Genomic DNA, 21,019 nt, shown 5'->3' with positions numbered 1-21,019 from the left:
TCAGCCTGCCAGCGTGGCGGGGACGGTGCCGCGCGGCGCGAGGGGGTTGGCCCCGAACGCGAGGGCGAGGTTCTCGGGACGGAGCACTTCCCGGGGCGTGCCGTGGAGCATGATGCGTTGATTGATCAGGGCCGCCTCGTCGCACAGCGCGGGCAGCGACGAGAGGTCGTGGGTGGAGACGAGGATCGAGCGTCCCGCGGCGGCGAGGTCGCGGAGCAGATCGATGATCATGGCCTCGCTGGTCTTGTCCACGCCGGTGAAGGGCTCGTCGAGGAGCAGGACGGAGGCGTTCTGCGCGATGCCGCGGGCGACGAACACGCGCTTGCGCTGGCCGCCGGAGAGCTGCCCGATCTGCCGGTCGGCGAACGCGGCCATGCCGACCATGTCGAGCGCCTCGGCCACGGCGGCGTGATCGGTGCGGCGGGGGGAGCGCAGCCAGTTCTGGCTCCCGTAGCGGCCCATCATGACGACATCGCGGACGCTCAGGGGGAAGGTCCAGTCGACCTCCTCGGATTGCGGCACGTAGGCGATGAGGCTCTGGCGGCGGGCCTTGGCGGCAGGCAGCCCGGCTACCCGGATCGTTCCAGCCTGGGGCTTGACGAGCCCCATGATCGACTTGAACAGCGTGGACTTGCCGGATCCGTTGGTGCCGATGAGCCCGCACACGCGGTTCCAGCCGAGCGCGAGGTCTACGTCGTCGAGCGCGGTGAGGGTGCGGTAGGAGACGCGCAGCCCGCTGATATCGAGGGCTGGCGCGGCGGCGCGGTCGAGAGGGGAAGTGGTCATGATGTGGTCAGTCCTTCGATGATGACGTCGACATCGTGGCGGAGCAGGTCGAGATAGGTCGGGACGGGCCCGTCGGGCTCGGAGAGCGAGTCGACGTAGAGGATGCCGCCGAAGCGCGTGCCGGCCTCGCGAGCGACCTGCTGCATCCCGCGGTCGGAGACGGTGGACTCGCAGAAGACGCTAGGGACCTCGTTGTCGCGGATGAACCCGACGAGCCGGGCGATCTCGCGCGGCGCGCTCTCCTGCTCCTGGTTGACCGCCCACAGGTACTGCTCCTGCAGGCCAGCGTCGCGGGCCAGGTAGCTGAAGGCGCCCTCGCAGCTGACGAGCGCGCGCTGGGCGGGGGGCACGGAGTCGAGCGCGGTGATGAGCTCGTCGCCGATGCGGGCGACCTCGGCCTTGTACTCCTCGGCGTTCGCGCGGTAGTCCGCTGCGTTGCCGGGGTCGAGGTCGGCGAAGGCGTCAGCGATGTTGTCGATGTAGACCTGCGCCTCGGTGGGTGACATCCAGGCGTGCGGGTTGGCCTTGCCCTCGTAGTCGCCCGCGGCGATGGCGATCGGCTCGATCCCGTCGGAGACAACGGCGTGCGGGGCTCCCGCGGTGGTGACGAAGCGCGCGAACCAGGACTCGAGCCCGAGCCCGTTGTCGAGGATCAGTGCGGCCTGCTCGGCGGTGCGCAGGTCGGAGGGGGTGGGCTCGTATCCGTGGATCTCGGACCCGGGCTTGGTGATCGACTCGACGATGAGATGGTCCCCGGCGACGTTGGAGGCGATGTCCGCCAGCACGGTGAACGTGGTCAGCACGATGGGCTTGCCCGATGAATCGCTCGACGCTTCTCCGGTGCTGTCGCTCGCGCATGCGGGCACGGCGAGGATGGCGGCAAGGGCGACCAGCAGTGGTGCCAGCCGTGATTTCGTCCATCGAACCCTAATCTTCGTCATGCCGTAATCTAATCATCGGGATACCTGCTTTGTCCAGATCGGCGCGCCGGTCATCCACGCCGGGGCGATGTCGCGTTGCGCGGGGCCACCACGTCCGTCGTAGGCTTTGCATGTGCAGACGTGGCCCCAGGAACAATGGCGTGGACAACGATGGCGCGGCCTCTCCGCGATACCGGCGGACTGGGGGAGATGCGTCCTGACGATCGGGGTGTTCGATGGCGTGCACCGCGGGCACGCCCGGCTGATCAGCAAAGCCGTGGAGGAGGCCCGCCGGCTCGGTGTGCCCAGCGTGCTGATGACCTTCGACCCTCACCCCTCCGAGGTCGTTCGGCCAGGCTCGCACCCGGCACAGCTCTCCACGCTGACCCGCCGCGCCGAGCTCGTCGAGGAGCTCGGCATCGACATCTTCTGCGTCATGCCCTTCACCCTCGAGCTATCGCGCCTCTCGCCCGATGCGTTCGTCCACGAGATCCTCGTCGAGCGGCTCCACGTCGCCGAGGTCGTCGTCGGCGACAACTTCACCTTCGGCCGCAAGGCCGCGGGCAATGTCGACACCCTCCGCGAGCTCGGCCAGCGATTCGGGTTCGGCGTCCACGGCGTGGGCCTCCTCGCCGAGCACGAGGTCACCTTCTCCTCCACCTACATCCGGTCCTGCGTCGATGCCGGCGACATGCCCGCGGCCACCGAGGCGCTCGGTCGCCCGCATCGCATCGAGGGCGTGGTGGTGCGCGGCGATGGCCGGGGCAAGGACCTCGGGTACCCCACCGCCAACATCACCCCGCCCGTCCACACGGCGGTGCCCGCGGATGGCGTCTACGCAGGCTGGTTCACCGTCCTCGGTCCCGGCACCGTGCCCGGGACCACCATCGAGCCGGGGCAGCAATGCCAGACCGCTATCTCGGTGGGGACCAATCCCACGTTCTCCGGGACCGCCCGCACCGTCGAGGCATTCGTCCTCGGCATCGATGCCGACCTCTACGGCCAGCATGTTGCCCTCGACTTCACCCATCGCCTGCGCGAGCAGCGCCGCTACGACAGCGCCGCGGCGCTCATCGAGGCGATCGACGCGGACGTGGCACGCACGCGGGAGTTGCTCGGCGGGGCGCCGCCCGAGCACTGATCCGCCGATGGCTGGCTAGGCCAGCTGGCTGCTAGAAGCGCCGGATGCGCATGCGGATCTCCGCGAGGAAGCCGTCCCGCAGCACGATCCGGGCCTCATCGGGAACGAACTCGACACCGAGCGCCGAGCTAGCGAGGTGCAGCATGTCCGAGTCCACGCGCTGGGGGAGCTGGTGGCTGCTCGCGAAATAGTCGCTGATGCGTGACTGCTGCTCCTTCGACGACGCATCCCACCAGCGCTGCGCGTAGCGCTCGCCGATCCGCCGTGGCTCGCCCTGGGTGTCGACCACCAGCTGAGCGCCGACGGGGCTGAGCACCGAGAGTGGGATCAGGTCGGTCTCGCGGACGGCCTGGCGCTGCGGGATGAACCGTGGCATGACCCGCGGCGACGGGCCCGGAGGGCGGGGAGCAGGCACTGGGGCCGGATCGACCGGGGGCTCGTCGGGAGCGGGCCCAGTCGTGGCCTGGTCCGCGGTGCCGTCGTCCGTGCTGGACGGTGGCCCGCTGGATGGGGGCCCGCTGGATGGGGGCACGCTGGACGGTGGCACGGCGCTGGCGCCAGCGGCCTCTGGCTCCACGGTGGGGGGAGCGGGTGGTGTGCCGGGCTCGGGGTCCATGGGGGCTGGCTGGGGCTGGCCCATCTCGGACTGGGAGAAATCGATCGCGGGTCCATCCACGGGCCGGCCGCGGTACTGGAGGTCGAGGAAGATCTGCGGATCAAGCTCGAGCACGTGGTCCGCCGTGCCCTTGAGCCGGCGCGAGACGGTATCGCCGCCCGCGAAGTACCACAGGCACGTGCGGATGCCCTCCTCGGCGGCGGTCTCGATCGCGGGCACGAGATCCCCGTCCCCGGCCAGGATGATGACTTCCTCGGTCGTCCGGCGCACCGCAGCGGCCGCCACATCGGCCACCAGGCGGGTATCGACGCCCTTCTGGCGGGCGACGCCATCCATGAAGTGCAGCGTGCCCGTGCGCAGCCACGCGCCCGGGGTGTCGCGGATGAGCTGGTGGTGCATCACTGGCGAGCCATTCTCGGGCTCGGCGTCGTACCACATCTGGCGAAGGACCCGGATATCGGGATGGTGCCGCTGGGCGAGCTCGCCGATCAGCCGGATGAGCGCTACTTGATCGATGCCCAGCTGCTGGCGGTGCGCCTTGCCCGTCATCTCCTGCAGCGTGAGCCACAGGTAGCCCGCGTCGACGTACATGATGGCATTGGCAGGCCTGGGCTGCGGCATCGGTTGCTCACCTTCTCCATGGTTGGTACCTGCCCGGGCAGGGAGGCCCCGCCGGGTTCACCCAACCGTAGACCGAGCGTGCCCGGAATGGCCCGGACCCCGGCCCGCTGGCGCGGCTTTGGAGAGGCGTTCGCGGGAGTGATAGAGTACGCGGTCGGCCCGGCTGCGGTTCGCGGCGGCCTGGCCATCGGCGCCGCCCCGGCGCGCCCCGGACCGTGCAACGGATCGCGGGCATGCGCGAGGGTCGCGGCCGAGCACATCACGCGGACTGATCCTGAGGAGAAGCAAACCAGTGGCACTCGATACCCAGACCAAGAAGTCCGTGCTGAGCGAGTACGGCCTCCACGAGACCGATACCGGTTCTCCCGAGGCGCAGGTGGCCCTGCTGACCACCCGCATCATCGGCCTCACCGAGCACCTCAAGATGCACAAGCACGACCACCACTCGCGTCGTGGCCTGCTGCTGCTCGTCGGCCGCCGCCGTCGCCTGCTCAAGTACTTGCAGCAGGTCGACATCGCGCGCTACCGCGCTCTGATCGGCCGCCTCGGCCTGCGCCGCTAGCAGGTCGCCTGGCTGCAAGCCTAGTCACGGCCCGGTGGCCGTCCCTTCGCGGGGACGGCCACCGGGCTTTTGCGGCTTCCGGGGATTCCCGCGCCACGATCGCGCGCGATGCACTCCTAGCCTGGTACTCTGCGGATGGCTGGGCACGATCACGTGGACCCGGCCACATGCCGCGAGGGTTCGCAGTCCTCTCTCGGGTCGGTCCTCGGTAGTGGCCGCCGGAGCCTAGCTCCGGCCGCTTCGATCGATGGCCGCGGCCGCGAGGGGCGAGCGCGAGCACACCGGGCCGCTGCTTCTCCAGTAGCAGCGCTGGAAACTCCCCAAACCCCTGCGTCCCCTCACCCCGGCATGACCACAATGCTGCCCTGCACGCGCGCCCAGCGCCCGCGTGACCCGCGCAGCGAGACGGCCGCGCGCGAGCGCGGCGCAAAGACGAGAGTGAGATCCACATGACCGAAAGCCACGATTCCGAGCCCCGAATCTTCGAGAGCTCCGTCGTGCTTGACAACGGCCGTTTCGGACAGCGCACCGTGCGCTTCGAGACCGGCCACCTCGCGCAGCAGGCCGCCGGCTCCGTCGTGGCCTACCTCGACGAGGAGACCATGCTGCTCTCCGCGACCTCGGTGTCGCGGCAGCCGAAGGAGAACCTCGACTTCTTCCCCCTCACCGTGGATGTCGAGGAGCGCATGTACGCCGCGGGCCGCATCCCGGGCTCGTTCTTCCGCCGCGAGGGACGCCCCTCCACCGACGCCATCCTCACCTGCCGCCTGATCGACCGGCCGCTGCGCCCGACGTTCGTCGCCGGCCTGCGCAACGAGGTCCAGGTCGTCGTCACGGTGATGAGCCTTGATCCGCAGCACCTCTACGACGTGGTGGCCATCAACGCTGCCTCGGCATCGACCCAGCTGTCGGGCCTGCCCTTCGCCGGGCCGGTCGGCGCGGTCCGGGTCGCCCTCATCGAGGGCCAGTGGGTCGCGTTCCCCACGGTCGCGCAGCTCGAGGAGGCCGTGTTCGACATGGTCGTCGCCGGCCGGATCGTGGCGGGCGAGGGCGAGAACGCTGACGTCGCCATCATGATGGTCGAGGCCGAGGCCACCGACAACGTGATCGACCTGATCGGCAAGGGCGCGCAAGCACCCACCGAGGCGATCGTCGCCGAGGGCCTCGAGGCCGCCAAGCCGTTCATCGCGAAGCTGTGCGAGGCCCAGCAGGCCCTCGCGCGCGGTGCCGCCAAGGAGACCGGCGAGTTCCCGCTCTACCCGCCGTACGAGGCTGATGCCTTCGAGGCTGTCGAGAAGGTCGCGGCGAAGCCGCTCTCCGAGGCACTGTCCATCGCGGGCAAGGCCGAGCGGGAGGCACGCCTCGACGAGGTCAAGGCGGAGGTCCTCGCCTCGATCTCCGAGCAGTTCGCAGGTCGCGAGAAGGAGCTCGGCGCCGCGTTCCGGTCACTGACCAAGCAGCAGGTGCGTCGTCGCATCATCCAGGATCACTTCCGCATCGACGGGCGTGGAGTCACGGACATCCGCTCGCTCGCCGCCGAGGTCGCGATCATCCCGCGTGCCCACGGCAGCGCGCTGTTCGAGCGCGGCGAGACCCAGATCCTGGGCGTCACCACCCTCGACATGATGAAGCTGGCGCAGCAGATCGACTCGCTCGGCCCCGAGAAGTCCAAGCGCTACATGCATCACTACAACTTCCCGCCGTACTCCACCGGCGAGACCGGTCGCGTCGGCTCCCCGAAGCGCCGCGAGATCGGCCACGGCGCGCTCGCCGAGCGGGCACTCGTGCCGGTGCTGCCCAGCGTCGAGGAGTTCCCCTACGCCATCCGCCAGGTCTCCGAGGCACTGAGCTCCAACGGCTCGACCTCGATGGGCTCGGTGTGCGCGTCCACGCTCTCGATGCTCAACGCGGGAGTGCCTCTCAAGGCGCCCGTCGCCGGCATCGCCATGGGCCTCGTCTCCGATGAGATCGACGGCGAGATGAAGTACGTGGCGCTCACCGACATCCTCGGTGCCGAGGACGCCTTCGGCGACATGGACTTCAAGGTCGCTGGCACCAAGGAGTTCGTCACGGCCCTGCAGCTCGACACGAAGCTCGATGGCATCCCGTCATCGGTGCTCGCCGGTGCTCTCAGCCAGGCAAAGGACGCTCGCCTGACCATTCTCGAGGTCATGGCCGAGGCGATCGATCGCCCCGACGAGATGAGCCAGTACGCGCCGCGGATCACCACCATCAAGGTGCCCGTGGACAAGATCGGCGAGGTCATCGGCCCCAAGGGCAAGATGATCAACCAGATCACCGAGGAGACCGGCGCCTCGATCTCGATCGAGGACGATGGCACCGTGTTCGTCGGAGCCACCGACGGCCTCTCCGCCCAGGCCGCGATCGACCGCATCAACGCGATCGCCAACCCGCAGCAGCCGCTGATCGGTGACCGCTTCCTCGGCACCGTCGTGAAGACCACGCCCTTCGGCGCGTTCGTCTCGCTGCTGCCCGGTCGCGACGGCCTCGTCCACATCTCCAAGCTCGGTGGCGGCAAGCGCATCGGCAAGGTCGAGGACGTGGTGAACGTGGGCAGCAAGCTGCAGGTCGAGATCACCGACATCGACAACCGCGGCAAGATCAGCCTGACCCCGGTCGAGGACACCGAGGAAGGCGCCCCGGCGAACGGAAGCAACGGCACCGCCACCGCGGGCACTGCCTCCGAGTAAGCAGCACTGCAACAGGGCGGCCCCGGTCCACGGTGACCTGGGCCGCCCTGCTGTCCACGGCGAAACCGACCTCGCCGGACAACCACTAGGGGAGAACCACGTGGATACCGTGCAACGCACGCTCTCGGATGCCGTGCAACGCACGATCTTGCCCAGCGGGCTACGCATCGTCACCGAGCACATGCCAGGAACCCGCAGCGCCGCAGTGGGGCTGTGGATCGGCACGGGCTCGCGCGACGAGCATCCGAGCCATGCCGGAGCCGCGCACTTCCTCGAGCACTTGTTGTTCAAGGCGACCCCGACGAGGACCGCGCAGGACTTCGCCGAGACCATGGACGCGGTCGGCGGCGAGCTCAACGCTTTCACTGCCCGCGAGCACACCTGCTTCTACGCGCACGTGCTCGACACCGACCTCGAGCTCGCCATCGATCTGGTCACCGACGTGGTGCTGCGCGGGCGCTGCCTCTCCGCCGATGTCGAGATCGAGCGGGGCGTCGTCCTCGATGAGCTCGCCATGCGTGACGACGATGCCGACGACATGCTCGGCGATGCCTTCCTCGAGGCGATCCTCCCCGGCCACCGGCTGGGCCGCCCCATCATCGGCACCGTCGGGTCGATCGAGGCCATGACGCGCCGCCAGCTCAAGGCCTTCCACCAATCCCGGTACCGGCCCGAGCACATGGTGCTCGCCGTCGCGGGAAACATCGACCACCACGATGTCGTCGAGCTGCTGCGGCGCCACGCCGCCGAGGCAACGGAGGGGGAGCGGGATCCCTCGCCGCGTCGCGCCGGGGAACTCGTGCTGCGGGAGCAACCGCGATTGGCGGTGCACGAGCGCGACACCGAGCAGATCCACGTGGCGCTGGGAATGCGGTCGTTCGGGCGGCACGATCCGCGCCGCTGGGCGCTGTCGGTGCTCGACAACGTCTGCGGCGGCGGCATGAGCTCCCGGCTGTTCCAGGAGGTCCGGGAGAACCGCGGGCTCGCCTACTCCGTCTACTCCAGCACGCACACCTTCGCCGATGCCGGGGCGCTCGGCATCTATGCGGGCTGCCACGAGGACAATCTCACCGAGGTCATCGAGGTGATCGAGCATGTGCTCGTCGATCTCGCCGTCAACGGGATCACTGCCGCCGAATGCCAGCGGGCGAAGGGCAACCTGCGGGGGCAGCTGGTCCTGGGCCTCGAGGATGTGCAGGCCCGCATGAACCGCATCGGTCGCAGCGAGGTCAGCTACGGCGACCAGATGCCCGTGGAGGACACCATCGCGCGCATCGAAGCCGTTACCCTCGATGAGGTCAATGCCGTGGCCCGCGAGCTGTTCCAGCGCCCCCTCGGCGCAGCGCTGGTAGGCCCGTACGCCAACAGTGATGCAGCTCCGCTGCGCCTGCGCCAGCTGTGCGGCGTCGCGGGCTCCGCGGGCGAGTAGCCTCGCGGGCAGCGGGCAGGCACGATCAATGGTGATGCCGGATCGACAGGAACGAGGACGACATGGGTGAATCGACCGCGCTGCGGGTGGGGGTGCTCGGAGCAAGGGGCAAGGTCGGGCAGGCGATCTGCGCGGCCGTGGACGCAGCGAGCGACCTCGAGCTCGTGGCCGCGGTGGACAAGGACGACGCGCTCGATGACCTCGTCACCGCTGGGGCGCAGGTCGTCGTGGATTTCACGCATCCCGATGTGGTGATGGGGAACCTGGAGTTCCTGGTCGGTCACGGCATCCATGCCGTTGTCGGCACCACGGGCTTCGACGAGGGGCGCATCGCGCGCGTGCGCGGCTGGCTCGACGAGCAGCCCGGCGTGGGTGTGCTCATCGCCCCGAACTTCGCCATCGGCGCCGTGCTGTGCATGCGGTTCGCCGAGCAGGCCGCGCGCTTCTTCGAGTCGGTGGAGATCGTTGAGCTGCACCATCCGAACAAGGCCGACGCGCCCTCCGGCACCGCTGCGCGCACCGCCGAGCTGATCGGCGCGGCCCGGGAAGCAGCTGGATGCGCGGACATCCCCGACGCCACCACGAGCGAGCTCGACGGAGCACGGGGCGCGGAGGTCGGGGGAGTGCGCGTGCATTCCGTGCGGCTCGCTGGCCTCGTCGCGCACCAGGAGGTGCTGCTCGGTACCCAGGGCGAGACCCTGACGATCCGGCATGATTCGCTGGATCGCAGCTCGTTCGCGCCCGGGGTGCTGCTCGGAGTGCGAGGCATCGGCGCCCGCCCAGGGCTGACCATCGGCATCGACCCGTTCATGGACCTGTGAAGACCAAGGTCGCCATCGCGCTGTTCACTGGCGCGCTGGTGTTCTACCTGATCCTGATGGGCCGGCAGGGGGTGCTGCTGCTCGCCAGTGGCGATACTCCCGCAATGGTGATGGGCGCGGCGATCCTGCTGCTGCCGCTGCTGGGCATCTATGTCACCTACACGACCCTGCGGGCCGGGTTCGCGCACGAGCGGCTCGCCCGGCTCATCGCGGCCGAGGATCTTGAGCTTGATACCTCCGAGCTGCCGCGCCGACCATCGGGCCGGATCGAGCGGGATGCTGCTGATGCACTGTTCGTGCAGGTCAAGGGTGATCTCGATGCGGCGCCGGATGACTGGCGCCAGTGGTATCGGGTAGCCCGGGCGTACGATGTGGCCGGAGACCGCCGACGGGCACGGGAATCAATGGGCCGGGCGGTCGAGCTGGAAGCACGCGATCGGGAACCGAGGTGAACGATGGCAGCGACACTGCTGGTGGTGCACCACACGCCCTCGCCGGGCATGCGCGCTGTGCTCGAGGCCGTGCTCGAGGGCGCGCGCGACCCTGACATAGAGGGAGTCGAGGTGCGGTCAGTGGCTGCCCTCGCCGCCACCGTCCCCGACATGCTCGGGGCTGACGGGTACCTGTTCGGGACTCCCGCCAACTTCGGCTACATGTCCGGGGCGCTCAAGCACTTCTTCGATACCGTCTACTACCCGTGCCTCGACGATGTTGCTGGCCGGCCTTTCGGGCTGTGGGTGCATGGCAATCAGGACACCGCCGGTGCGGTCTCCTCGGTGCGCAAGCTCACCACTGGCCTGGAGCTCAAGCAGGTAGCGGCACCGCTGGAGCTGTATGGCATGCCGTCCAAGGAGCAGCGCGAGCAATGCTATGAGCTGGGGGCGACGGTGGCCGTGATGCTCGCGGAGGGCATGGCCTGATCGGCTGCCCCTGGGCTTGCGGCCAGATTACTGCCCGCGGCCGGGCCGAAGTGTGAGCGTTTGCACCCCTGGACGACCGCGGAAGGGTGCACACGGTCACACTTCCGCGGTCTGGCGCAAGGGGCGTGGGGCGGAGACTAGCTCCCGGCCGGGTCCTCGTTGCTGCTTGCGGGACCGGTTGCCTCGCTCGTCGTGCCAGCAGGACCAGTGGTGCCGGTCGCTGTGGTGCCAGGACCAGCAGTGCCAGTCGGCTGGCCGGGAGCGGTCGGCTCGGCCTGGCTGCGGCGCTCGCGGGCGTGGGGGGGCTCCCAGGACCAGGTGCTCTGCTCGCGGAGCGCGCCGCGGACTGCTTGGCCCACCCAGGAGTTCAGCGAGACGCCGTTGGCGTTGGCGGCTTCCTCGGCGCGGGCCTTGATGTTGTCGACCAGGCGCAGGGTGACGCGGGAGATGTTGCCGCCGAGGTCGTCCATGGCCTGCTCGAACTCAGTGCGGGGTGGCTGCTCGGTGGTCTCATCGGGGTCGCTGTCGTGGACGATGACGATCTCGATGTTGTCGCCGTTGAGGCGAGCGTCGACGGTGCGTCCCTCGAGCTCGGTGGAGACTTCCTTGGCGAAGTCGCTGAGCGCGGTGAGCAGCGTGAGGCGCAGCGTGGGCTCGGTGGCCTTGGCGAGGCTGGCGGCGATCTGCTGGGTGCGCTCGTCGCCGAGGGCGGCTGCCGAGAGGAGGTCGTCGTGGAGGCGGGCGAGGTACGGGGAAAGATCCATGACACCACTGTGACGCCAAAGATGACGCCAGTCAAATGCAATGTGGCGTCACCTCTGGCGTCATCGGTGGGAGGGTGGCGTCAGTCCTGCCCCTCCACGAACTTCGTCAAGCCCTTCGACGCCGTCTCCAGCGCCATCTTCTGGCCACGCTTGACCAGGAACCCCGGCATGGGGATCTTCAGGTCCACCGTCAGCTCGAACGTCAAGCGGGTGCCCGCGGCGCTCGGGGACAGCACGTAGGAGCCGTCCTGGGTCTTCTGCTGGTTGCTCGGCTCCACGAGCGACCACTCGACGGTGTCGTCGGTGAACCGGTAGTCCACCAGTTGCTCGTCATTGATGCCCAGGGTCGAGATGGCCATCCACACCCGCTGCGGGCGTCCCTGCTCGTCGCGGGAGCGCACCTCCACCTTGCGGTGCGAGGACGACCACTTCGGCAGCGACTCGACATCCACGAGCGCCGCCATCACCTTCTCCGGGCTTGCCTTGATCTCGAAATCGATCGATCCGCTGACTGCCATTTGCCCACACTCCTCACGTGTAATCCTGGTAGGTGATAATCACTGATGCGCCACAACCGACTGGCGTGCGCCTGCCGTCCAGTGTCGAGCTGCGTAAGCACTCGTAGGAGGATATCCGTGCCAGAGATCGTGCCGCTGAAGGTGCAGCTCATCGCGAGGACAGAATTCACCGCGCCCAGCGATGTCCCGTGGGAGACCGACGCCGAGGGCGGGGAGGCGCTCGCGGAGTTCGCGGGCCGGGCGTGCTACCAGAGCTGGGACAAGCCCAATCCGCGCACCGCGACCAACGCCGGCTACCTGCGCCACATCCTGGAGGTCGGCCACCTCTCCGTGCTCGAGCATGGTTCCGCGACGTTCTACATCTCGGGAGTGTCGCGGTCCTGCACCCATGAGCTCATCCGGCACCGGCACCTCTCGTACTCGCAGTTGTCCCAGCGCTACGTGCCCGAGCATGATGCCAACATCGTCGCGCCGCCCGCCATCGCGGGGGATCCCGAGCTCGAGGAGTTGCTGGTCAAGTCCGCCCAGGTAACCCGCGATGCCTACGGGGAGCTGCTCTCGGCGCTCGAGCAGAAGTTCGCGGACATGCCCAACGCGCTGCTGCGCCGCAAGCAGGCCCGGCAGGCGGCGCGATCGGTCCTGCCCAATGCCACCGAGACCAGGGTCGTCGTCACCGGCAACTTCCGGGCCTGGCGCCACTTCATCGGGATGCGCGCCACCGAGCATGCCGATGTGGAGATCCGCGAGCTCGCGATCGAGTGCCTGCGCCAGCTGCAGGGCGTCGCGCCCAACGTGTTCGGCGACTTCGAGATCGGCACGCTGCTCGACGGCAGCGAGGTCGCGACGAGCCCGTTCGTCACCGAGGGCTGACGGCTTCCGCGCGTACCGGCGTCGCCCAGTGTGTCGCTCGGTGCTGCCAGGCGGCTAAGGTGTGACAAGCATGAGACCGGAGTGGCGAGGTGTTCGGTATCCGGAGAGCTGAAAGGTAGCGTTAGCACCATGACGACGGGTGTTCCCATGCCGAGCGCGACGCGCGCGTTCGGAACCGTACTGACCGCTATGGTCACTCCCTTCACCGCGGACGGCAAGATCGATGTCGACGGCGGAGTGAAGCTCGCCGATCATCTCGTCAAGGAAGGCTGCGACGGTCTCGTTCTCGGTGGCACCACGGGCGAGTCGCCCACCACCACCGAGGAGGAGAAGGCCGCGCTGCTGCGCGCTGTCGTCGATGCAGTGGGGGACCGCGCACGGATCATCGCTGGCGCCGGCAGCTACGACACCACCCACAGCATCGAGCTGGCCAAGCTCTCGGCCCAGGCTGGTGCCCATGGCCTGCTGGTGGTCACGCCGTACTACTCGCGGCCGCCCCAGGCGGGCCTGCTCGCGCATTTCCGCGCGGTCGCCGATGCCACCGATCTTCCCGTGATGCTCTACGACATCCCGCCCCGTTCGATCGTGCCCATCGCGCGCGATACGTTGTTCGCGCTCGCCGAGCATCCGCGGATCATCGCGGTCAAGGATGCCAAGGGCGATCTGAACCTCGGCGCGGAGATCATCGCGCAGTCCGGGCTCGAGTACTACTCCGGGGACGACCCGCTCAACCTGCCCTGGCTGGCCATCGGTGCGGTCGGCTTCGTGAGCGTGGCCGGGCATTTCGCCGCTGGCCGCCTGCGCAAGATGCTCGACGCGGCGAACATCGGCGACTACGCCCGCGCGCGCAAGCTCAACGCGTCCATGTTTCCCCTTTTCCGGGCCATCGCGGCACTCGGTGGCGTGTCCGCCACCAAGGCTGGGCTGCGGCTCCAGGGCTTCGAGACCGGCGACCCGCGCCTCCCGCAGGTCGCTCCCACATACGAACAAGTCCAGGCGCTTGCCGCCGAGATGCGAGCAGCGGGGGTACTTCAGTAATGGCTAGCGAGAACAGCCGCCGCGGTCGTCGGGTGACGCGCACGGCCGGTCCGCCGGAGCCCCCGGTCGCACCGGCGCCGCGCGCCCGCGCCAATCCAACCCGAACGGAACCAATAGTGTTTGATTCATCCACCGCCCAGCTTGGCGCGCCACCGCCCGCCGAGCCACGCGGCGTGCGCTTCTATGGGCTCGGTGGCATCAAGGAGATCGGTCGCAACATGACCGTTCTCGAGCACCAGGGCAAGCTGCTCATCATCGACTGCGGTGTGCTCTTCCCTGCTGACCAGCAGCCCGGCGTGGACCTGATCCTGCCTGATTTCCGGCCGATCGAGGACCGCCTCGACGACGTCGTCGCGTGCGTGGTCACGCACGGCCACGAGGACCACATCGGCGCGATCCCGTTCCTGCTCAAGATGCGCGAGGACATCCCGATCGTCAGCGCGCGATTCACCCTCGCGCTGCTGTCGGCCAAGCTGCGCGAGCATCGGGTCAAGGGGCGCTTCAACGAGGTCGCCGAGGGCGATCGCGTCACCTATGGCCCGTTCGATCTCGAGTTCTTCGCGGTCAACCACTCCATTCCCGACGCGCTCGCGGTCGGCATCCGGACCTCGGCGGGCACGTTCCTCCATACCGGCGACATCAAGCTCGACCAGGTGCCGCTCGATGGGCGGCTCACCGACCTCGCTGGGTTCAGCAGGCTCGGGGACGAGGGCGTGGACATGCTGATGATCGACTCCACGAACTCCGAGCGCCCAGGCGTGCTCACCCCGGAGCGCGAGGTGGGGATCGCGCTCGACGTCGTCATCTCCCGCGCGCCCAAGCGCGTCATCGTGGCGTCCTTCGCCAGCAACGTCCACCGGATCCAGTACGTGATCGATGCGGCGCACAAGAATGGCCGCAAGGTCGTGTTCGTGGGCCGGTCGATGGTGCGCAACATGCAGATCGCCTCGGACCTCGGCTACCTCGACCTGCCAGAAGGCATCGAGGTGGATCTCGACGAGGCCGCGCGCCTGCCGGAGAACCAGGTGGCGATCGTGTGCACCGGCTCGCAGGGCGAGCCGCTGGCCGCGCTGTCGCGGATCTCCCGCGGCGAGCATCGCAGTATCACTATCCGCGCCGACGACACGGTCATCCTCGCGGCCTCCCTCATCCCCGGCAACGAGACCTCCGTGCACGCGGTGATCAATGGCCTCGCCCACCGCGGGGCAAAGGTCGTGACGAACGCTGAGGCGAAGATCCATGTCTCGGGCCATGCTTCGGCCGGCGAGCTGCTCTTCATCTACAACGCGCTGCGGCCGCGCCATGTCATGCCGGTGCACGGGCAATGGCGGCACCTGCGCGCCAACGGTGCTCTCGCCGAATCCACGGGCGTGCCGCGCGAGCGGGTCATGCTCGTCGAGGACGGCGTGGTCGTCGATCTCATCGATGGCGTCGCCTCGATCACGGGTCGCTACCCGGTCGGACACGTCTACGTCGATGGCCTCGCGGTCGGCGATGTGGGCGAGCCCACGCTCGCGGACCGACTGACCCTCAGCGAGGGCGGGTTCGTCGCCGTGACAGTGGCGATCGATCCGCGCACCGGCAAGGTCATCACCCGTCCCGAGATCTCGGCGCGCGGCTTCTCCGATGACCCCGACGTGTTCGAGGCCGCGGTCCGCCGCGTGCAATCCGAGCTGCGCCGGCTCGAGGCGGATGGTGTCACGGACACGCACCGGATCGCCCAGGCCGCGCGCCGCGCAGTCGGCAAGTGGGTCGCCGAGACCTATCGGCGCAAGCCCATGATCGTGCCCACGGTCATCGAGGTCGAGCGGTAGCCACTACTGAGATGTAGTGGCACGCGCGGCAGCATGCTCGAGGGCCTAACGATACGGTCACGATGGTGTCGCGCAACTCACTGGACGCGGGCGCGCATGGCTTAATCACAAGCATGCGCGCCCGCTCTCGTTCCGGCGCCTTGAGCGATGCCTCATCGGGGAGCCTCCATGCTGCGACGACGCGCTCGTGCCACGCCCGCAGCGAGCGCTCGATCATGCTGATGCGCAACGGCTATCGTGCCGCGAACCGGTGATATGCCGCACAAGAACCATTACGACTTGGTTGTGACCGCTGGGGCGTATGGTCCTCGTGGGGGCCAAGCGGCTAACGTGACAGTCATGCCAGCCAGGACTCAAGCCCGTTCCACCCGCACGCAGTCGACTGCACGCGGTGCTGGAACGCGCGCATCAGGTAGCCCTGCCCGCAGCGGCTCGACCGGGGCGAAGGCTTCCGCCTCCCGGTCCACCGCAACCCGTTCCGCAGCGACACGGTCCTCCTCGTCTCGCTCCTCAGCGACACGGTCCACCCGCGCTCGTACCCACGCCGGAGGCTCCGGCCGGACGGGAGCAAGCCGCCAGCGCAAGGGTCGCGCCCCGGCCCGCCGCGCGAGCACCGGCCCCTCGATCGCCAGCCTCCTCGGCAAGGGCATCGCGGCCTCCTGGACCCTCACGGCGCGCGGCGTCGGCGCGACAGCCCGCACCGTGGGCAAGGCTCACGACATCGATACCGCGCACCGCCGGGATGGTGCCGGGCTCGCGCTCATCTCCGTCGGGCTCATCGTCGCGGTCAGCGTCTGGTTCGACGCCGGCGGCCCGGTGGGGGAGTGGGTCAACCTGGCCTTCCGCTCGGTCTTCGGTTCTCCCACCGCGCTCGTCCCGCTCATCCTCGGGATGCTCGGTGTCATGCTCATGCGCACGGAGCCGCATCCCGAAGCACGGCCACGCCTCGTGCTCGGCAGCGGGCTCGTCGGCGCGGGAACCCTGGGCCTGTGGCACGTCCTCTCCGGCCTCCCCGCCACCATCGAGGGACAGCGCGCGGCCGGCGGCATCCTCGGCTATGTCGCCGGATGGCCCCTGACCGAGGGCCTCACCGTCTGGCTGGCCACGCCGTTGCTCGTCCTAGCGCTCCTCTACGGCATCCTGCTGCTCACCGGAACCACGATGCGCCAGGTCGCCGACGCTCTCGCCCGTGTCGTAGCAAGGCTCACGCATGCCGATGCCGCGAGCAGGGACGCGGCTCCCGCGGCGCCGGAGGCTGATGAGCCCACCAAGCCCAAGCGCCCCGCGCGCAAGCGACCGCAAGCGATCCAGCCCGGCACGCGCCAGGGCGACGCGCAGCCCATCAACGACGAGCCCATCAATGGAGCGCCTGCTCCCGCGCAGCGCGACCAGGACCAGGCGGACGCCGCGCAGCACACCCTCGATGAGGTGCCCCTCGAGGAATCTCCCTCGGAGAGCCCCTCCGGTAGCGAGGCGGCCTCGAAGAAGGAGCACCGGCGGCTGCAACTGCGCTTCCCGATCGGCGGGCGCGGCAACAACCAGGCCCGTGATGCGGCCAGCGCTGCATCGACCGCGCCCAAGGCGCCACGCGCGGAGAAGTCCGCGGGCAAGATCGTCGACCGCAAGCCCGTGGGCAACTACAAGCTGCCCCCCGGCAAGCTGCTCATCCAGGGCGATCCGCCCAAGCTCGGCGGCCCTGCCAACGACGCGATGATCGATGCGATCACCAACGTTCTCGAGCAGTTCAAGATCGACGCGGCCGTCACCGGGTACACCCGCGGCCCGACCGTGACCCGCTACGAGGTCGAGCTCGGGCCGGGCGTGAAGGTCGAGAAGATCACCCAGCTCGCCCGCAACATCGCCTACGCAGTCGCCACCGACAACGTGCGGCTGCTCGCGCCCATCCCTGGCAAGTCGGCCGTGGGCATCGAGGTGCCCAACACCGACCGCGAGATGGTGCGACTGGCCGATGTCCTGGCCGCTCCCTCGACGCGCCGGGATCACCACCCGCTCGTCATCGGGCTTGGCAAGGACATCGAGGGCGAGTTCGTCGCCGCGAACCTGTCGAAGATGCCGCACATGCTCGTCGCGGGCTCCACGGGGTCCGGCAAGTCGAGCTTCGTCAACTCGATGCTCGTCTCGCTGCTCGCGCGCTGCACCCCGGACGAGGTGCGGATGATCCTCATCGACCCCAAGATGGTCGAGCTCACCCCGTACGAGGGCATCCCGCACCTGATCACGCCCATCATCACCCAGCCGAAGAAGGCAGCGTCCGCGCTCGCCTGGCTCGTCGAGGAGATGGAGCAGCGCTACCAGGACATGCAGGCCAGCCGCGTGCGGCACATCGATGACTTCAATGACAAGGTGCGCTCGGGCGAGATCAAGACCCCGCCCGGCAGCGAGCGGGAGTACCGCCCCTACCCGTACATCCTCGCGATCGTCGACGAGCTCGCCGACCTCATGATGACCGCCCCGCGCGAGGTCGAGGAAGCGATCGTGCGCATCACGCAGAAGGCGCGCGCGGCAGGCATCCACCTCGTGCTCGCCACGCAGCGGCCCTCGGTCGACGTGGTCACCGGCCTGATCAAGACGAACGTGCCCTCCCGGCTCGCGTTCGCCACCTCCTCGCTGACGGACTCGCGCGTCATCCTCGACCAGCCGGGCGCCGAGAAGCTCATCGGCATGGGCGATGGCCTGTACCTGCCGATGGGCGCGGGCAAGCCCACCCGGTTGCAGGGCGCGTTCGTCACCGACGAGGAGATCCAGCGGATCGTCGAGTACGCGAAGAAGCAGGGCGAGCCCGACTACCAGGAGGGCGTCACCACCGCCAAGCCGGGCGACAAGAAGGATATCGACTCCGATGTCGGTGACGACCTCGATCACCTGCTCTCCGCCATCGAGCTCGTGGTGAGCAGCCAGTTCGGCTCCACGTCGATGCTGCAGCGCAAGCTGCGCGTCGGGTTCGCCAAGGCCGGTCGGTTGATGGACCTGATGGAGACCCGCGGCATCGTCGGACCGAGCGAGGGCTCCAAGGCGCGCGATGTGCTCGTCAAGTCCGACGATCTCGAATCCGTGCTCGAGGCTGTCCGCAATGGTGCCGAGAGCGTGACCTAGGCCTCGTAGAGGTGTGTCGTCGACCATCCCTGGATGCCGCGAGCGTCCAGGGATGGTTTAATGAGGGCACCGAAGGGGAGTATCCCGAGAACGATGGTGTCGTCATCACGACCGCGAGAGCAGTCCGGTGCCATTGGTTAGCTGATCATGCTAATGGGAGAGACCTCCGGAGTTCCGTCCTGTGACCCGGAGGTTTGGCACTGATGAATGTCCCCATGTGGATCTGGCTCGTGACGATCGGCGTGATCATCGCGCTGTTCGTGTTCGACTTCTACTCCCACGTCAGGACCCCGCACGCGCCGACGCTGCGCGAATCCGGGATGTGGTCGGCCATCTATATCGGATTCGCCATCATCTTCGGCTTCGTGGTCATGGGAGTGTGGGGCACCCGGTACGGCGGCGAGTACTTCGCGGGCTTCATCACCGAGAAGGCCCTGTCGGTCGATAACCTGTTCATCTTCGTCGTCATCATGGCCGCGTTCTCCATACCTCGCGAGTACCAGCAGAAGGTCCTGCTGATCGGTATCGCGATGGCACTGGTCATGCGCGGCATCTTCATCGCCGCGGGCGCGGCGGCGATCAACACCTTCAGCTGGGTGTTCTACCTGTTCGGGATCTTCCTGCTCTACACGGCGTTCAAGCTCCTCCAGGACGCGATGTCCGGCGGGCACGAGAGCGCGGAGCAGAAGGAATCCAAGATCATCCAGTTCGCCCGCAAGGTCCTTCCCACCACCGAGACCTACGACGGCGACCGAATCATCACCAAGATCGACGGCAAGCGCGTGCTCACCCCGCTCGCTCTCGCCCTCGTCGTCATCGGCCTCACCGACCTGCTCTTCGCGCTCGACTCGATCCCCGCGATCTATGGCCTCACCCGCGAGCCCTACATCGTCTTCACCGCCAACGCCTTCGCGCTGATGGGCCTGCGGCAACTGTTCTTCCTCATCGGCGGCCTGCTCGAGCGGCTCGTCTACCTCTCGCACGGCCTGTCGATCATTCTCGGCTTCATCGGCGTCAAGCTGATCCTCCACGCGCTCCATGAGAACGAGCTTGGGTTCATCAACGGTGGCGAGCACGTCGCTGTGCCGGAAATCTCCACGGGCCTATCCATGCTGATCATCGTCTCGGTGCTTGTCATCGTCACTGTCGCGAGCCTGGTCAAGACCCGTCACGAGAAGATCGAGCTCGACGAGGAGAACGCTGCCGAGGAGAGAGCGACCGAGGAGCGAGCAGCGGAGGACCGCGCTGCTGTCGAATCGGCGCGGGAGCGCTCGTCCGAGGACGACCGGACCTAGGCTGCTCAGGCTGGGTTGCAGCGCGCTCGCCGCGGCTTCGGCCCCGGTTCGCGGCGCTGGGGACTAGCTGCTTGGGGCCAGTTCGGAAGTGTTACGTTTTGCACCTTTTCGAAGCCGTGCGGGGGTGCGAAACCGCACAGAACTGCCCCGTTCAGCTGAATGCCCCCATCACCGGTGACCACGCGGTCACCTCGATGCCGTGGGCGAGATCCTGTGCGACGAAGGGATCGCTCCCGAGCAGCGCGCGAGCGCCCTCGATCCCGCCCGCGCGCCCAGAGTCCAGCAGGATCAACGCGCCGCTCCCATCACCGAAAGCGCCCGCCGAGACCACTACGCCGTCCGCGAGCTGGCCGCGCAGCCACTCCCGGTGGGCCGGCCGGTGCTCGTCGCGCCGCGTGGACTCCGAGGGCTCGTACCGGTAGCGAATCGCGAGCAGATCCATTCGTGCTGTTCCTTTCGTGGGGCCTGGCCTTCGTGGGGCCTGGCATCACTATCCAGGGGCGGGGCTCACAAGGTGAGCAGCATGCGGGTGTTGCCGAGAGTGTTGGGCTTGGCGTAGCTGAGATCGAGGAACTCCGCGACGCCAGTATCGTACGACCGCCGCATCTCGCTGAACACGTCGGAGGAGACGGGTGTGCCACTGATCTCGCGGAAGCCGTGGCGAGCGAAGAACTGGACCTCGAAGGTGAGCACGAACACGCGCTTGAGCCCGAGGTCACGGGCAATCTCGATCAGCTGTGCCACCACCGCATGGCCCGCGCCGTGGCCCTTGTAGCGCGGGTCGACAGCGACGGTGCGCACCTCGCCGAGGTCGGACCACAGGACGTGCAGGGCGCCGCACGCGATGATCGAGCCATTGTGCTCGGCCACCCAGAACTCCTGGATCGACTCGTACAGCGTGACGAGGTTCTTCTCCAGCAGGATCTTGGGGGCATAGAAATCGACCAGCGACTTGATCGCGGGCACGTCCGCGGTGCGGGCGCGCCGCACCAGCATCCCGGTGCTCGCCGTCGGCGCCGGGTCCGCGCCGCCGTGATTTGTCATGTCGGCAAGACTAACCGGAACCCGGCCAGATAGTC

Annotated in this window: 18 protein-coding genes and 1 pseudogene; 12 read left to right on the top strand and 7 right to left on the bottom strand. The window is 68.3% G+C overall.

The genetic code is table 11. From position 1 onward, the window contains the following. Both FXO18_RS05195 and FXO18_RS05190 read right to left on the bottom strand, forming a co-directional pair. Nucleotides 1-786 (bottom strand): metal ABC transporter ATP-binding protein, encoded by a 786-nt coding sequence (locus FXO18_RS05195; protein WP_149359937.1) that lies wholly within the window; start codon nt 784-786, stop codon nt 1-3. Next, nucleotides 783-1,727, bottom strand: coding sequence for a metal ABC transporter substrate-binding protein (locus FXO18_RS05190; RefSeq protein ID WP_149359936.1), 945 nt, complete (start codon nt 1,725-1,727; stop codon nt 783-785). Before FXO18_RS05190 ends, FXO18_RS05195 begins: the two co-directional genes overlap by 4 nt. Before the next feature lie 112 nt (nt 1,728-1,839). Here FXO18_RS05190 and FXO18_RS05185 point away from each other — a divergent pair, with 112 nt between their 5' ends. Beyond that, nucleotides 1,840-2,847: a bifunctional riboflavin kinase/FAD synthetase gene (locus FXO18_RS05185; protein WP_187774178.1), complete on the top strand. Its 1,008-nt coding sequence runs from the start codon at nt 1,840-1,842 to the stop codon at nt 2,845-2,847. Between the two features lie 31 nt (nt 2,848-2,878). Here the strand turns inward: FXO18_RS05185 and FXO18_RS16145 are convergent, their stop codons facing one another. Beyond that, nucleotides 2,879-4,084, bottom strand: coding sequence for an NYN domain-containing protein (locus FXO18_RS16145; RefSeq protein ID WP_149359934.1), 1,206 nt, complete (start codon nt 4,082-4,084; stop codon nt 2,879-2,881). A gap of 292 nt (nt 4,085-4,376) precedes the next feature. Between FXO18_RS16145 and rpsO the strand changes: the two genes are divergently transcribed. From rpsO to FXO18_RS05150, 6 genes are all read left to right on the top strand, one after another. Continuing rightward, nucleotides 4,377-4,646, top strand: coding sequence for a 30S ribosomal protein S15 (rpsO, locus tag FXO18_RS05175; protein WP_149359933.1), 270 nt, complete (start codon nt 4,377-4,379; stop codon nt 4,644-4,646). Nucleotides 4,647-5,095: 449 nt separating this feature from the next. Continuing rightward, the gene (locus FXO18_RS05170; protein WP_149359932.1) at nt 5,096-7,357 is read left to right on the top strand and encodes a polyribonucleotide nucleotidyltransferase; all 2,262 of its coding nucleotides are present in this window, start codon (nt 5,096-5,098) and stop codon (nt 7,355-7,357) included. A 100-nt stretch (nt 7,358-7,457) separates the two neighbouring features. Beyond that, nucleotides 7,458-8,786 (top strand): M16 family metallopeptidase, encoded by a 1,329-nt coding sequence (locus FXO18_RS05165; RefSeq protein WP_268884912.1) that lies wholly within the window; start codon nt 7,458-7,460, stop codon nt 8,784-8,786. Between the two features lie 62 nt (nt 8,787-8,848). Continuing rightward, entirely contained in the window at nt 8,849-9,607 is a 759-nt protein-coding gene (dapB, locus tag FXO18_RS05160; RefSeq protein WP_149359931.1) for a 4-hydroxy-tetrahydrodipicolinate reductase, read from the top strand. 56 nt (nt 9,608-9,663) lie between these two features. Then, complete coding sequence (locus FXO18_RS05155) at nt 9,664-10,059, top strand: hypothetical protein (RefSeq protein ID WP_235900490.1); 396 nt, start codon at nt 9,664-9,666, stop codon at nt 10,057-10,059. 3 nt (nt 10,060-10,062) lie between these two features. Further along, nucleotides 10,063-10,527 (top strand): flavodoxin family protein, encoded by a 465-nt coding sequence (locus FXO18_RS05150; protein ID WP_149359929.1) that lies wholly within the window; start codon nt 10,063-10,065, stop codon nt 10,525-10,527. A 323-nt stretch (nt 10,528-10,850) separates the two neighbouring features. Here FXO18_RS05150 and FXO18_RS05145 read toward each other — a convergent pair. Both FXO18_RS05145 and FXO18_RS05140 read right to left on the bottom strand, forming a co-directional pair. Beyond that, nucleotides 10,851-11,291, bottom strand: a pseudogene (locus FXO18_RS05145) (toxin-antitoxin system HicB family antitoxin); the annotation flags it as partial. 80 nt (nt 11,292-11,371) lie between these two features. Further along, nucleotides 11,372-11,809: an SRPBCC family protein gene (locus FXO18_RS05140; protein ID WP_149359927.1), complete on the bottom strand. Its 438-nt coding sequence runs from the start codon at nt 11,807-11,809 to the stop codon at nt 11,372-11,374. Between the two features lie 117 nt (nt 11,810-11,926). On the opposite strand from FXO18_RS05140, the gene thyX reads away from it, so the two are divergent. The 5 genes from thyX to FXO18_RS05115 all read left to right on the top strand — a co-directional run bounded on the left by thyX (nt 11,927) and on the right by FXO18_RS05115 (nt 19,940). Further along, a complete protein-coding gene (thyX, locus tag FXO18_RS05135; protein WP_149359926.1) occupies nt 11,927-12,679 on the top strand; it encodes an FAD-dependent thymidylate synthase in 753 nt (250 codons plus the stop codon). A 129-nt stretch (nt 12,680-12,808) separates the two neighbouring features. Then, a complete protein-coding gene (gene dapA, locus FXO18_RS05130) occupies nt 12,809-13,717 on the top strand; it encodes a 4-hydroxy-tetrahydrodipicolinate synthase (protein WP_149359925.1) in 909 nt (302 codons plus the stop codon). After that, entirely contained in the window at nt 13,717-15,531 is a 1,815-nt protein-coding gene (locus tag FXO18_RS05125) for a ribonuclease J (RefSeq protein ID WP_149359924.1), read from the top strand. Before dapA ends, FXO18_RS05125 begins: the two co-directional genes overlap by 1 nt. Before the next feature lie 339 nt (nt 15,532-15,870). After that, entirely contained in the window at nt 15,871-18,645 is a 2,775-nt protein-coding gene (locus FXO18_RS05120; RefSeq protein ID WP_149359923.1) for an FtsK/SpoIIIE family DNA translocase, read from the top strand. A 203-nt stretch (nt 18,646-18,848) separates the two neighbouring features. Then, a complete protein-coding gene (locus tag FXO18_RS05115; protein ID WP_149359922.1) occupies nt 18,849-19,940 on the top strand; it encodes a TerC family protein in 1,092 nt (363 codons plus the stop codon). 151 nt (nt 19,941-20,091) lie between these two features. On the opposite strand, the gene FXO18_RS05110 is transcribed toward FXO18_RS05115, so the two are convergent. After that, on the bottom strand, nt 20,092-20,382 hold the full coding sequence (locus FXO18_RS05110; protein WP_149359921.1) for a YciI family protein: 291 nt from the start codon (nt 20,380-20,382) through the stop codon (nt 20,092-20,094). Nucleotides 20,383-20,447: 65 nt separating this feature from the next. Then, on the bottom strand, nt 20,448-20,984 hold the full coding sequence (locus FXO18_RS05105) for an amino-acid N-acetyltransferase (RefSeq protein ID WP_235900450.1): 537 nt from the start codon (nt 20,982-20,984) through the stop codon (nt 20,448-20,450). Nucleotides 20,985-21,019 lie beyond the last annotated feature (35 nt).

The organism is Lolliginicoccus suaedae (genome assembly GCF_008312885.1).
Taxonomy (GTDB): Bacteria; Actinomycetota; Actinomycetes; order Mycobacteriales; family Mycobacteriaceae; genus Lolliginicoccus; species Lolliginicoccus suaedae.
Note: the sequence above shows the minus strand (reverse complement) of the source record. Positions and strands in the feature narration are given on the sequence as shown.

Coding starts and splice junctions, on each gene's coding strand:
- FXO18_RS05195 (WP_149359937.1), bottom strand. CDS start 786: ATGACCACTTCCCCTCTCGACCGCGCCGCCGCGCCAGCCCTCGATATC.
- FXO18_RS05190 (WP_149359936.1), bottom strand. CDS start 1,727: ATGACGAAGATTAGGGTTCGATGGACGAAATCACGGCTGGCACCACTG.
- FXO18_RS16145 (WP_149359934.1), bottom strand. CDS start 4,084: ATGCCGCAGCCCAGGCCTGCCAATGCCATCATGTACGTCGACGCGGGC.
- FXO18_RS05170 (WP_149359932.1), top strand. CDS start 5,096: ATGACCGAAAGCCACGATTCCGAGCCCCGAATCTTCGAGAGCTCCGTC.
- dapB (WP_149359931.1), top strand. CDS start 8,849: ATGGGTGAATCGACCGCGCTGCGGGTGGGGGTGCTCGGAGCAAGGGGC.
- FXO18_RS05155 (WP_235900490.1), top strand. CDS start 9,664: ATGGGCCGGCAGGGGGTGCTGCTGCTCGCCAGTGGCGATACTCCCGCA.
- FXO18_RS05150 (WP_149359929.1), top strand. CDS start 10,063: ATGGCAGCGACACTGCTGGTGGTGCACCACACGCCCTCGCCGGGCATG.
- FXO18_RS05140 (WP_149359927.1), bottom strand. CDS start 11,809: ATGGCAGTCAGCGGATCGATCGATTTCGAGATCAAGGCAAGCCCGGAG.
- dapA (WP_149359925.1), top strand. CDS start 12,809: ATGACGACGGGTGTTCCCATGCCGAGCGCGACGCGCGCGTTCGGAACC.
- FXO18_RS05125 (WP_149359924.1), top strand. CDS start 13,717: ATGGCTAGCGAGAACAGCCGCCGCGGTCGTCGGGTGACGCGCACGGCC.
- FXO18_RS05120 (WP_149359923.1), top strand. CDS start 15,871: ATGCCAGCCAGGACTCAAGCCCGTTCCACCCGCACGCAGTCGACTGCA.
- FXO18_RS05115 (WP_149359922.1), top strand. CDS start 18,849: ATGAATGTCCCCATGTGGATCTGGCTCGTGACGATCGGCGTGATCATC.
- FXO18_RS05110 (WP_149359921.1), bottom strand. CDS start 20,382: ATGGATCTGCTCGCGATTCGCTACCGGTACGAGCCCTCGGAGTCCACG.
- FXO18_RS05105 (WP_235900450.1), bottom strand. CDS start 20,984: ATGACAAATCACGGCGGCGCGGACCCGGCGCCGACGGCGAGCACCGGG.